Raw genomic sequence first — 14312 nt, forward strand, 5'->3', positions numbered from 1 at the left:
TTAGAAAGAAAGATGAACATTAAATCCAAAATTGCGTACGCTTGGTGTTTGTAGACCAGAACCGCTATCTTGTGTATATTGATCAACATCTATATCTTTATATTTATTCGGGAAGAAATACAACAAGTTATTACCTACTAAGGATACCGATGCTGCACTAAACCATTTTTGATGATTCACAATATCCTGAGGAATATTATAGGTAAGAGTTACGGTTCTTAATTTAGCAAATGTCTTTTTAATAATATCCAAATCTGGAATACTTGCCATTCTAGTAACATAAGCTTGAACAGATGTTGCAGTCGTATTTGTTGTTGCCGTTAGATTCTTTTCATTGGTAATTGTACCATTGATAGGATCTAACTGAATATCTTGGCCAGAGAAAACAACTCCAGAGCCAACATAAGAACCTGCATACGTACCATTAACTTTCCCATCATCAGGACGAGCTACTGCAAAAGCGCCTTGATCTGTTTCTATTTGACGACCACCTTGCAAAGATTTTTTCCTTACATAATCTTCCATTACGCCGCCTACCATACCATCAAATTGGAAACTCAAAGAGATATTTTTATAACTCAAGTTATTTACAACTCCCCATATCCAATTAGGATCGGAATGACCATACACTTTTTTGGCATTCACCCCCAAATCAGAATAACGTAATAATAAACCAGAACTAGCATCATGTACTAATTGACCAGAAGAAGTACGTACAAAAGCATCGCCATAAACCAAATCCACTCTTTTTCCGTTGTAGGACCAGTTATCTGGGCTTGAATTATCTACCCAGACTCTTTTATAGGTAGACCAATTGACTGCTACATTCCATGAGAAACCACTAGGATTCTTGATTGGAGAAGCATTTAGTGTAACTTCCCAACCGTCATTATTATATACATTACCATTGGTCAACAAACTAGTATAACCAGTTGCTTGAGAGATTGTACGATTTATAATCGCTGTATTGTGATAATGATATCTTGTGATATCTATCCCAATTCTATTATGTAAAAATCTTATATCTGCACCAAACTCAGTTGCTTTACGTTCTGAAGTACTTATACTCGGATCAATAAGCTGATCTGAATAATAGGCACTACTAACATTATTATAGGTTGGAGTCAAACTATAATATTGCCCAAATTGATATTGAGGTCCATCATATGGAGATGGATAACTATAACCATATTCACTACCAGGCAGATTCGTTATATTAGGTGTAAAAGTACTTTGTGTACCACCCGATTTACTCTCTGCATAAGAAGCACGCAATTTAGCAAAGGAGATAAATTCTGGCAATTTAACATAATCAGAAACTACTGTTGCTAAGTTAAATGAAGGATAGAAATAAGTATTTGTATTTGTTGGAAGAGAAGAGGACTTATCTGCACGTCCTGTAACATTTAAAGTAATATAGGACTTATACCCTAAATCTACTGAATAGTAGGCGCTCAATACTTTCATTTGAGAATTAAAAGAAGTCGCTTGTACAGGATTCATCGAGTTAGAGAATGCATAAACGCCTGGTATGTTCAAATAATTGGTAGTAGTATAATCAGAGTTAAATCTAAAACTACGTGCATTGGCTCCCACAATTGCATTAAGATCCAAGAAATTCATAATATGATTTTTATTATAGACAGCTCGGAGCTCCACATTTGTTTGGAATAAATGCCTATGATCTTCTCTATAGTCTCCATATTTATAATCTCTATAATCACTTGCAGAATAAGGAACTTTTTCTGTATTTAAGAAATCATAGGTATTGACGCTTGGTCGAAACATTACTTGTAAGTCATTATTCACTTTATAGTTCAAAGCCGTATAACCATAAATATTATTCATATAATGACTGCGCAGCCATTCATAACTCATAAAATATGGGTTATTGTACCTATAATATTCCACAAATTTTTGTTGAACACCTTCTTTGCCTGGCTGCCAATAATCTCTCATATCCTTTACATTCCAGTCTGCACCACTCCATAAAACAAGATTATAGATTAAACTATTGGGACCATAGTTAACATCTGGCAAGTTAGGGGTAGATTGTCTATTATAGTTGATATATGTATTTAATGTTAATTTATCAGTAAAACGATTCGTCACATTACCTGTTAAATTAAAATTATTCAAAGAAGTATTTGGAACAATTCCCTTCTGGTAAGTATTCCCAAAGGAAAAGCGTACATCTGTTTTTTCTGAACTACTACTTATAGCGATACTATTAGATTGCAACAAACCCGTTTGAATAAAGTTATTCAAATTATTAGGCCCCTTTGCGGTCCATGGAGTAGGTTTAATATGTCCAGTATACGTTTGTCCGTTATCGAAATATGTGGTAAATGTTGAGTCTCCATAATACGTTCCATCCCATTGAGGCAAAAGTCTGCCATCCAACTTTGGTCCCCAACCACCATCATAGTCATAATCGTTTACACCACCACCTTTTCCATCTCCAAAAGCATAAGTACCATACTCACCAGGTCCATATTCATTCTGTACTTTGGGAATAGCTAAAAAGCCTTTACTCCACATAGTACTATTATTAAAGTCTACAACCAAACCTTTTTTCTTCGCTTTTTTTGTTGTGATAATAATCGCGCCATTTTGTCCTGCGAAACCATACAAAGCAGTTGCATTAGGACCTTTTAATATCGTGTAAGTATCGATATCATCGGGATTGATATTATATGTATCAGAGGTCATAGGTACACCATCTACTACATACATAGGAGCGCCATCCCCACGAATGCTAATATTAGGAGCATGCCCGATCTCAGGTGTCACATTTACTATTAAACCCGCAACATTTCCTTTCAGACTATTGAGCGCATTTGGTTGACGAGATTTAGTAAACTGATCAGCATCGATGGTTTGCGTTGCATATCCTAGTTTTTTGGCTTCTTTACGAATACCTGTCGCAGTAACTACAACTTCGTCTCCCCCTTCGATATATTTAAGTGAAAAACTAAGTGTATCTATATTTGTCAGTGTATATTCTTGACGTAGATAACCAACACGGGTAATTTCTATTTTTTGTTCAGGTTTCGCTGAAAAATTTACTTCCCCATTTTCATTAGAAGTATAAATTTTATTAGATCCCACTAAATGAACTAATACATCCGAAAGTGGCTGTTCTTTGGCATCTGTAATTTTTGCCTGATAAATTTTTTGTGCATTTAATAATTGGCCATGACAGACCATACCCAGAAAGAATAGCCAAAACAGTAGCGGCATCCTTTTAAATGGATGAATTTTCATAATGAATTTTTTTACAAGAAATGATTACAAAAAAGTCTTTTAAATAGTATAAATCCGATACCCAAAGTTAACATATACTAAACACAACTATAACAATTCATTTATTACCTATATATTAATTATTATAGTTTAAACTGAGTTAACATTTAGGTAATAATTCCATAATAAAAATCGCTTACATAAATTTTATGGTTGACTCAATACATTAGCTGGAATAATCTGCTTCTCAACACTACTACATTTATAATAAGCCTGCAACCAATAACCACCTTCATTATTAATGTAGTCAATTCTAATTTTATGCTTACCCTTTTTAAGATTAATATTCCCTTTTTGCTCCACTACGCCATGACTACCATCATTATTCACAACTAACTCATCATCGATGTACAATAAACTACCATCATCAGATTTCGTATAAAATGTATAAAGGTCATTTGTTAAGATATTAATTTGACCTTCTAATCTTGCACCGAAATAATTATGCTTCTGTATCCACTCATTTCCACTAGAATGCTCTCCTAATCGAAACTCCCATGCAGTATCTGTAATATCAGGCCGCATAAACTCAAAATTTGGAACTTGGCGCCACCCACTTCCACTATAATAATGAATACGTATACCACTACTTGATTTCTTATTCAATATTCTAAAATCTCCCACGGAAGATTTACTTAACGCTCCATTAGAATTGATATAAACAGCTTTTACAATCGCCGTTGTATCTAAATAAAATGGTTGATCATATAAAAATGAAGACAAATTTGGTTCACTTCCATCTAGTGTATAATATATAGCATGCTTTCCCTTTGTTTTTATTACTACAGACGCCGTAGTATCTATATATAATCCACCCGGTTCATTATTTAAGTAACCTATAGGATATATAACTGGACCTATTGACTTAGTAACCCCTAACCATAGATTAGCCGGCTCTTTATTCCAAAGAAACGCAGCTTTAATAGGTCTACCCGTCCATACATAAGGAGGCTGTACATTAAGTGCATATGCGATTGTTGGAGCTACATCATAATTTAATACCTGCTCCTGAACCAAATAATTTTTCTTAATGCCATATCCAGAAAGGATCATAGGCACTCGTACTTCTTGCTCAGAATTTCCGCCATGTCCCATTCCAATACCGCCATGATCTGCGACTATCATAATCATAGTCTTTTTAGACATTGGACTTTTATTTATGACATTACAAATCTTACCAACAAGAGAATCTACAATATGTACAGCATCAAAATATTGAGAAGTGCCATGCCCATAGGTATGCCCAGCATGATCGACAAGATCAAAGTGAATAAAAGTAAATTGAGGTTGAGATCTTTGTATACATGCGGACGCTAGTTGTTCCGTTTCATAGGCATCTTTGCCATTTCTATCATAATACAATTGTGCTTTATTATATAGTCTCCCAAAACCATCCCATTCATATATACTTGCTAATTTCGCTTTTGGATGCGCTTGATGCAACACATCAAATATGGAAGGGAATCTACCTAGACTATCTGCAACAATGGGAGCAAGACTATGATCATCTAGTTCCCAATCGTTATCTGTAACTCCATGCAATTCAGGCCCAGCTCCCATAATCATGGATGCCCAATTGGGACTGCTTGAACTAGGCAATACCGTGTGAGCATGGGTTATATAAGCACCATTTTTAATTAGGCTATCTAAATTGGGTATATTACTTTGCTCCATACCAGCTGTACTTAATCCATCTATTCCTATAACTACTACATGTGTACTTAATTGACCAAAGGCATAACATCCCCATAGGACCAATAACATCATCAATTTAAATTTCCGATAATGAAACATAATAAAGAATATATATTGAAAAAACGAAATCAAAGTAAACGAGCTAGCTTATTATACCATAGCAAAAATGCACAAAACACTTTATTAAAATAAGCAAATTATTGTTTAGTAAAGTTAAACATTTTTTGTAAATAAAATAAAAATAACAATATTATTGAATTATTAATTTTAATATTTATAAACAAAAGAAAAAATAATAATAATTTGATTACATACATTCAAATCATTAAGTATGTATATTTATTACCATTGTATAATTAATTGTTTCTCTTATTTATAAAAAATTAACACTATGGATCAAAGTAGAAGAAGCTTTCTAAAAAATACATCCATACTGACTGGATTTACTGGACTCAATAACGTTTTACCTAGTTCTATACAAAAAGCATTTACTATCAATGCCGAACCAGGCACTACATTTAGAGATGCGGAACATATTGTTTTCCTTATGCAAGAAAACAGATCATTTGATCACATTTTTGGTAACTTAAAAGGAGTAAGAGGATTTAAAGACCCAAGAGCGAAAAATTTGCCAAATGGAGATAAGGTATGGCTTCAAAAAGATCAACAAGGAAACACATTTTCACCATTTCATCTAGATATAAATACTACAAAAATCACATGGCAAGGAGGACTTCCACATAGTTGGAAAGACCAAACAGGCGCTCGTAATATGGGTAAATATGATCAATGGATTTCCAATAAAAGCATTATGACTATGGGATATTATGATCGTAATGATTTACCATTTTATTACGCATTTGCCGATGCATTCACTGTGTGTGATCATAATTTCTGCTCATCATTAACAGGTACAACTCCTAATCGTTTATTTTTTTGGACTGGAAATATCCGTCCTCAACCTGATGGGCAATCGATACCCGCCGTAGATAATTCTATGGCCGAATCTAGAGATAACTCATATGTAGACTGGGAAACATTTCCCGAATTACTAGAAAAAAGTGGAATTGATTGGAAAATATATCAAAATGAAATATGGACAGCACAATTACCCGATCATAAAGACTATTGGCTAGGCAATTACGGAGATAATGCAATCGAATATATCAAAAGATATCACGTTAAACTCTCTGCCTATTTTAGAAAAAATGGCGATACAACAAGCAAACCAGCGCTAACCTCAGAGGAAGTATTAAAAAAATATGAATCATTATCCACTTTTGAAAAAGCATTAATTGATAAGGCATTCCAAACTAATATGGATCGTGACGATGCGTATCTAAACTTATCTGATTATGAATTTAAAGATGAAAATAATCAAACTAAAAAAGTACAAATACCTCAAAACGATTTATTTTATCAATTTAGAAAAGATGTACAATCTGGAAACTTACCACAAGTATCTTGGCTAGTTGCTCCACAGGCATTTTCTGACCATACTAGCTCTCCTTTCTATGGCACATGGTATGTTTCAGAAGCATTAGATATCCTAACTCAAAACCCAGAAGTATGGAAAAAAACTATTTTCATTTTAAACTATGATGAAAATGATGGCTATTTCGACCACTTAACACCCTTTACACCTCCACATCCAAGCAATGTGGAGACAGGAATTGTTTCTAATGACATATACACAGATTCGGACTATTATGATGATCATAAATCAAATAATTCTCCGATTGGATTAGGCTATCGTGTCCCAATGATCATTGCATCTCCTTGGTCAAAAGGAGGATTTGTCAATTCGCAAGTATTTGACCATACTTCGACATTGATGTTTTTGGAAGACTTTTTTAAACATAAAGGCAAATCTCTATATTGTAAAAATATTAGTACATGGAGACGCAGTATTTGTGGTAATCTCACCTCTGCATTTCGCCCATATAATGGAGAAAAAATATCGTTGCCCGATTTCGAGCAATACAAAAACACGATTCGAAAAATTCAAATTGTAAAAGACAAACCAATATTACAAACACCATCACCTATTACCGACAGTTTAAAATCTGAAATAAATACACAAAAGCTGCCCGCATCTAATCATGTCGAAATGGGAATTCGTCCTTCCTGCTCATTACCTTATGATAATTATGCAGACTATCAATTAAATGAACAAGGAGAGATCTTATTAAAATTCAGATGCGGTGCCGACATTGGAAGTGCGTATAGTGCATATACCCAAACTAGTTACAACAATATACCAGGAAAGTGTTGGGATTTTGCTTTGAGTAAGGGAACAAAACTTGATTATAAATTATGGCTTCATAATTTTATTGATGCACAATTTGATATAAATATACAAGGACCGAATGGCTTTTACCGTCATTTTAATGGTAATAATAAAATCCAAGGATTAGACATATCCCTTATATATGAGACCAAAAAGGGCATAAAAACAACCAATACAGGTAATTTATATTTAATTATTTTAAATCAAACATCCCAAGCTCATAACTTCTTACTAGAGGACCTTAGTTATGGTAAAGGAAATAAAGAAATCTCCGTCATAGGAAACCAGACTTTAAAATTAAAGGTAAATTTAGCATCACACCATTGGTACGACATAAAGATCACTCTTAATAATATTAAGGACGCATTTTGGCATTACGCTGGACATGTTGAAGACGGAAATATATCCATATCAGACCCATTGATGGGCTCCTAATTTACTATTAGTAAATTAAATTATTATAAAGTTTACAAATACTAAACTTTATTAATAATTTAATTATATGTTTGCACAAAATAGCCTATCTAATAAGCCATTTCTCTTTTTTTAATAAAATAGTACACTGTGCAAAAAAAATACGATTTAATTATAGTCGGAGGAGGAGTTTTAGGAACTTTCCACGCCTATCATGCTCTAGAATTAGGACTCAAAGTCGCATTAATTGAAAAAGATCTTCAACCTCAAAGTGCAACAGTACGCAATTTCGGACAAGTAGTACCTTCTGGCATGAATACCAAATGGCAAAATTATGGAAGAAAAAGCTTGTCATACTATAATCGTATTCAATCTCAATTTGACATTACGGTACGTAATAATGGGTCTATCTATTTTGCTTCAAATCCAGAAGAACTACAACTATTAGAAGAGCTTGCTCAAATCAACAAAAAAAATGGTTATTCATCAGAGTTACTAACGAAAGAAACTTGTATAAATAATTATCCAGGATTACAATCAAGTTATGTACTAGCTGGGCTCTATTTTCCAGAAGAATTGTCTGTAGAACCTAGAACTATGATTCACCGTTTATTAGAATATCTACAAAAAGAAAAAGGGTTAGATTATATTCCATCGACGACTATATTGCATTGCACAACACTAAGTCATCATGTTGAATTACAAAGTGCATCCGAACGAGCCTTTTATGCCGAAAAAGTTATTATTTGTTCTGGAGCTGAATTTAAAACACTTTATCCTCAAATATTTCAGTCTAGCGATTTAGAAGTTACTAAATTACAAATGCTGCAAACATACCCTCAATCAAATTATAAACTAAAGGGATCTATACTTACAGGCTTATCTATACGTCGATACGAAGCCTTTAAAGAATGCATATCATATAATAATATCAAAGCACAAGAAGAACCTTCCTCATTAGCGAAAAAATGGGGTATACATATTTTATTCAAACAAGCAATGGATGGTTCTATTATTATTGGCGATTCACACCAATATGCGGATGCTTCCCACATGGATAATTTAGGGTTTGATTTGCATGATGAAATAGAAAATTTCATGATAGAAGAAGCAAAAAAAATCTTTGCTTTACCGAACTATAAAATTCAAAATAGATGGTTCGGAATTTATTCCCAATGCAAAAACCAAGATGTGTTTGAACAAACTATCGATAACAATATACACATAGTTACAGGTATTGGCGGCAAAGGAATGACAGGAAGTGCAGGTTATGCAAAAGAAAATATTGATAAAATCTACAATCAAAACTAAATGACAAATATTAAGATGCTAGTACTAGATATGGCAGGAACAACCGTAAAGGAAAATAATCTAGTATATAAAACAGTACAAAAAGCTATCCAGAAAGAAGGTATACAAGTAACACTAGACAACGTATTAGAACATGGTGCAGGAAAAGAAAAATACACGGCCATTGTGGATGTGTTGCATGCATGTACCAACTTAAATGATAAGGAGATTATTAATATTGCCAATAATGCATTTGAATATTTCAAAGCTACATTATACGACACCTATAATGAAAATACAATCAACACATATGAAGGCATGGAGACTTTTTTTTCATTTATGCAAAATAAAGGTATTAAAGTAGTTTTAAACACAGGATACAATCATGCACTTGCGACAAAGATACTATCTATTCTTGGCTGGGAAGAAGGAAAACAGATTGACGGACTTATTACAGATGACGATGTTGAAAAAGGAAGACCCTATCCTGACATGATTGAACTTGCAATGCAACGCTTTGGTATCCACGATCCTCTTAACGTATTAAAGGCGGGAGACTCTGCCATTGACATTATAGAAGGAAAAAATTCCGGCTGTGGCTTAACAATAGGTGTATTAAGTGGTGCACAAACTAAAGAACAATTAGAGAATGCACATCCAGATTATATATTGAACTATGTAACAGATATAAAAGATCTGCTTTTTTCTTAATATAGAAAAAAGCAGAGAATATATTGGCTAGAATTTTTAAACATTTTCAATAATTCATAGCAAAATCAATTTACAAACTCTGTTACAAAATATCAGTACAATTCATAGATTAGCCAGTGAATCTGCAATAGATTTACAACTCAAAAAAAAGAATAATGATTGTCAATTAATAAAATTCACAGACATATAAATACTCGGGGAAATAGCATGACTAAAAAATGTAAGAAAATAAATAATTTTTAATATAGTTTTTTATAGTCCATTATTGAGATAAACAATATAACTTTTTTTGATACATAATTCGACTATTTTTCTGAGGTTTATTTATCTAAAATCTTATTTTTATCAAATAAACCCCATATTCTTTATAATCACAAACAAATATTAAACACGTATATAGATTTTTTTCTTGTCTAGTATATATCCCACGATCCAGCAGAAAAACATATAGCATAAGGCTTGTAATAAAGAACCTATGAAAGGGCTAAAGAAGAAAAACAAATGTTGAAATAACCAAGAATAGATATTGAGATTTCCTATTTGAAATGTAAAAAGTAGGGTTGCTAAAAGTTCTGAAAGTAAATAGATAGCCAATGGGTTCTTTCCAAATACACTAAAAAAATAATTACCAAAAGGTTTCTTTAGAATATCCACCCAGTAAATGATCATCACGAGTATCAAACAATCTAATCCGCAGGTTAATAAAACAAACGTACTAGTCCAAATCTTTTTACTAATAGGAAATATGCCTTGACCTAAATAAGCTAATGCTAACATTAAAAAACCAATCAGGGCAACGCGCAATAGCGCTTCTACATTCATTTTTTTGTCCAAGACGTACTTCCCAACTAAATAACCTACTATGACATTTACAATTGTGGGCATTGTACTTACTAGCCCTTCGGGATCAAAGGGATATAATTCTCCATGATCATGATATAAATGTTTCGCGCCTAAAATATAAGTATCCCACCTCAACACGGCATTACCATACATACTAAAAGGATCCATTGATGGAATACCACCCCATTTCATAATACCATAATAAAGAACTAATAATATCATTGATATACCTATCAATACCTTATTGGAACAGTAATAGATAAGTAAGGAAGCAAACAAATAGGCCAATGCAATTCTTTGCAATACGCCCATTATTCTAATATTCTCTATTGGCTTTACGATCCAATGTCCTGTAGTATCTAAAGTAAAAAAGGGAAACCAATACATTAATACGCCTAGTAAAAAGATTAATAAACTCCTTTTTAAGATTTTTCCCCAAACAGAAGTTTTTGACATGGATGGCCATTTTTTATAAGCAAAATAAATGGAATTTCCAGTAGCAAATAGGAAGGAAGGAAAGACTAAATCTGTGGGCGTAAAGCCAAACCACTTCGCGTGTAAAAGTGGCCAAAAGGTAGTCGATTCATCACCAGGAGTATTGACAATGATCATAAAGCATACTGTCAATCCTCTAAAAATATCTAAGGCCATAAATCTTTGTTTCTCTTCTATCATAACAGTAAAATTTATTGTAGCATTTTTAGGTAATAAGTTTGGAATAATTTCTGTGCAATTTCCAAAGTATTTCCTTTGGCTTTTGTGGCAAATTTTTCTTTAGTAGAATTAACCCAATGCCATTCCCAATCCAATATTTGGGTATCTATATCCGCCCATTTTATCTGCAGTCCTTTATTGTGACATTCGAGAATATATTCAAAATACATTTTCCATCTAGGCATATAATACCCCTCAATCAATCCAGCCCACTGTCTATTGGAGTATTCACTTAAACCACTAGCACGTCCCCCCATAAAGTTATCAGATCTCTTGCATTTTTTTCATACAAATCTTTTTCTTCAATAGTTATTCCACAGGCTCTCGCATCTGTGATCCATTTACCTAAAAGAAAATGGCGATTACTCGCGAGTAACATGTCCATATCTTTCATTAATTGTAAAAATTCACCACTATGTATCTCAAAATTTTTCCAATCCTTCAAAGCTAAATCATTTCGCCAATTAGTATAAACAGAATAAGCGTAGTTAGCTAATACTTGCCGTGTCACATCTGTCAGATCATATAAATATCCCTCATTCTTATATATCTTAGGTGGGGCTTCTAAAAATAATTTCCATGCGACGACCAAATCTTTAGGCGCATAATTTAAGGAGGTACGCACCCTTTGGGAAGAGTCGGCGAGCATTGGATGAGCAACGATAATAGACTCTGGCGTTCCTTCTCCTAATCCTCCATTATACACTGTTTTATGGAGGATATCCCATGCTTGATTTAATACGGTACTCGTATCTCCATATCTATTACGTATATATTTATGTAAAAAGGAAGAAACTGCTATTGTATCGGAGGCCCATACATTTTGTAGCATTAACTCAAATAGTGCCGGATTTTGCTCAATTCCTTCAGGAGCCAAACCAATTCCTATCATGTTTCCCGCTTCAGGTTTTTTAAAAGTAAGATAGGGCTCTTTAGCTACGGCATCCATTCTTCCAAACATCCCAATATTTCCACCAAAATTTTGCAACATATTCCAAATCCAGGGTCTTCCATAATAAGCGTGCGCAGTCTCCCACATCGGATGACTTTCACTATATAAATCCAATATTACTAACCGGTCTTTTGGAATGGCATGTAAAAGTGCCGACACTTGTTTTTCGCCCCAATAGGCTTTATTATAATGAAACATCCATCCCTGCATAAACCATTTTGCCTCTGAATCAACAGTTTGCATAGAAGCAAATATTTTTTTAGTAATTCCATCTAAGTAAGTAGAATCGTTGGATGGGGGTACATTTTCATTAAAGGTATCTGCGGAATATAGATGATTGGTCCCAAATATGGCGGTTTGTTTTTCCAAAAACAGTTGACCTATTTTATCAAACAAAGGATCTTCTGCAGCCAATATATCTATATCTTCAAAACCAGCATCCCAATTTGTATTTTTAATTTTCGCAGATGGATAATAGTGCTTAAGCGCTTTAGGCACATGTCCGGTAAAAGCGGGCAAGATGGGCGTCATACCTAGAGATCTTTCTCTAGATAGAATTTGGAGTTGCATTTTTTTTTGTCGCTCCATCCAATGGGCAGACAAGGGGCCGTTCCACGCGTCTAAATTCCCCATCCAAAACCAAGAGAAATAAGCAGGACCACTAAAAAAACTATTTAAGTCCGTATTTTTCAGTCCCATTTCTTTATAAACTTCTGACCAAACCGACTCCTCTCCCGTGAGCGCAAGGGGCATATTTATGCCATGCATTGCCATCCAATCGATTTCTTTTTGCCACCGATCCCAATCCCACCAAGACATGGAATAATTATAAGTGCAATAGTTTAGATAGTAGCGCGCATCATACAACGTAGATTTTCCAATAGGAGACTTTAACTTCGGCAATATTGCTGGTATTTCTAGTTGACGACTATCCCATGTTATATTGGCATGACAATAATCCACTAGATAATGATAAAATCCAGAAGCCATAGCTACTCCATTATTACCTTTGATACATACTTTTCCATTCGTGCCAGTGCTGATATTAAAACTATCTTTAGATCCTTTGGGAATTGTTTCAAATTCGAAACTATCCTTATACGTAGGAAGAACCCTAGCGACTAATTCACTAACAGCACGTTCTTGCTGTCCCTTCTGAGCATACATTGGCAACCACATACCCAAAGAGCATATAGCAGTCAAAAAAATACGTAGTTGTTTACATCTGTAGTCATTTCTATGCATATCGTTTTAGTTTAGTACAGATAAAGACTTTTCAATCTTTCTATTTTGCCTTCATCTAATCCTAGTCCATTTTTAATAAATAAATCCATAGATCCATATTGCTTAGACAAAGCATCAAAGGAGGCTTGTAAAAATTTTGCCTTTGCTAGACCATAGGTCTGTGCTCTTTGAGGGCTCACTCCATATTTGTGCACTAATAAATCTGCTACTTCTTTATTATATCTCTCTCTATATTTATTTGTCAATTCATAGTCTGCTAAAATGTTTTTTTGATCCACACCTAATACATATTCTATTAGTGCAGCGGCGACGCCTGTTCTATCTTTACCTCCAACACAATGGAAAACGAGGGCACTATCTTTAGGCAAAGAGAGTAGTTGCTCAAACATCGGTTTATACCTATCAGCAAAAGAACTTACATTTTGATAATATTTTATTGCACCTTGGTCAGACTGAGCTTCACTTTGACTTTTCATTTCCAGTGCCAAGGCTGCCCAATCATCTGGACCATCACCAACACTTCCAGCAGAAAGAACGATATGAGCAACACCTTCGGGCAATTTATCAGGCGCAAAATCTATTTCTTTAGGTCCTCGAAAATCTATTACTCTTGAAATATTCCTTGTTTGAAGGATTTCGATATCCTCTGTTGTCAGTCCCGTTAAAAAAGCAGAACGATATAACTTATCCCAACGAATTTTTTTTCCATTTTTCGTAGGGTATCCCCCAATATCCCGAAAGTTATAAGTTCCTTGTAAAATAACTTCTCTTTCTTGAGCATGTACATGGGTATTAAAAAACCAGCAACTAGCAAGTAAAAATGTATATTTCTTTAGATTGAATGAAAACATA

9 protein-coding genes are annotated in these 14312 nt (G+C 34.0%); 3 read left to right on the forward strand and 6 right to left on the reverse strand.

Going from position 1 to position 14312, the window contains the following annotated elements; genetic code table 11:
• Together E0W69_RS14495 and E0W69_RS14500 are read right to left on the reverse strand one after the other, a co-directional pair.
• Window positions 1-3267 carry a SusC/RagA family TonB-linked outer membrane protein gene (locus tag E0W69_RS14495; RefSeq protein WP_131330776.1) on the reverse strand — a complete coding sequence of 1089 codons (3267 nt, stop codon included), beginning with the start codon at window positions 3265-3267 and terminating at the stop codon, window positions 1-3.
• A 186-nt stretch (window positions 3268-3453) separates the two neighbouring features.
• A complete protein-coding gene (locus E0W69_RS14500; protein WP_191967861.1) occupies window positions 3454-5073 on the reverse strand; it encodes an alkaline phosphatase family protein in 1620 nt (539 codons plus the stop codon).
• Between the two features lie 319 nt (window positions 5074-5392).
• Here E0W69_RS14500 and E0W69_RS14505 point away from each other — a divergent pair, with 319 nt between their 5' ends.
• From E0W69_RS14505 to E0W69_RS14515, 3 genes are all read left to right on the forward strand, one after another.
• Window positions 5393-7726 (forward strand): phosphocholine-specific phospholipase C, encoded by a 2334-nt coding sequence (locus E0W69_RS14505; protein WP_131330778.1) that lies wholly within the window; start codon window positions 5393-5395, stop codon window positions 7724-7726.
• 129 nt (window positions 7727-7855) lie between these two features.
• Window positions 7856-9016, forward strand: coding sequence for a TIGR03364 family FAD-dependent oxidoreductase (locus tag E0W69_RS14510; RefSeq protein WP_131330779.1), 1161 nt, complete (start codon window positions 7856-7858; stop codon window positions 9014-9016).
• Window positions 9017-9706: an HAD family hydrolase gene (locus E0W69_RS14515; RefSeq protein ID WP_131330780.1), complete on the forward strand. Its 690-nt coding sequence runs from the start codon at window positions 9017-9019 to the stop codon at window positions 9704-9706.
• A 384-nt stretch (window positions 9707-10090) separates the two neighbouring features.
• On the opposite strand, the gene E0W69_RS14520 is transcribed toward E0W69_RS14515, so the two are convergent.
• The 4 genes from E0W69_RS14520 to E0W69_RS14530 are packed head-to-tail and all read right to left on the reverse strand — an operon-like array spanning window position 10091 to window position 14311.
• The gene (locus E0W69_RS14520; protein ID WP_131330781.1) at window positions 10091-11224 is read right to left on the reverse strand and encodes an acyltransferase family protein; all 1134 of its coding nucleotides are present in this window, start codon (window positions 11222-11224) and stop codon (window positions 10091-10093) included.
• Between the two features lie 11 nt (window positions 11225-11235).
• On the reverse strand, window positions 11236-11520 hold the full coding sequence (locus tag E0W69_RS20720) for an alpha-N-acetylglucosaminidase C-terminal domain-containing protein (protein WP_255478204.1): 285 nt from the start codon (window positions 11518-11520) through the stop codon (window positions 11236-11238).
• A complete protein-coding gene (locus tag E0W69_RS14525; RefSeq protein WP_255478205.1) occupies window positions 11496-13460 on the reverse strand; it encodes an alpha-N-acetylglucosaminidase in 1965 nt (654 codons plus the stop codon). Before E0W69_RS14525 ends, E0W69_RS20720 begins: the two co-directional genes overlap by 25 nt.
• 11 nt (window positions 13461-13471) lie before the next feature.
• Window positions 13472-14311 carry a tyrosine-protein phosphatase gene (locus tag E0W69_RS14530; protein WP_131330782.1) on the reverse strand — a complete coding sequence of 280 codons (840 nt, stop codon included), beginning with the start codon at window positions 14309-14311 and terminating at the stop codon, window positions 13472-13474.
• Between the last annotated feature and the right edge of the window lies 1 nt (window position 14312).

Origin of the sequence: Rhizosphaericola mali, from assembly GCF_004337365.2 — a bacterium.
Taxonomy (GTDB): Bacteria; Bacteroidota; Bacteroidia; order Chitinophagales; family Chitinophagaceae; genus Rhizosphaericola; species Rhizosphaericola mali.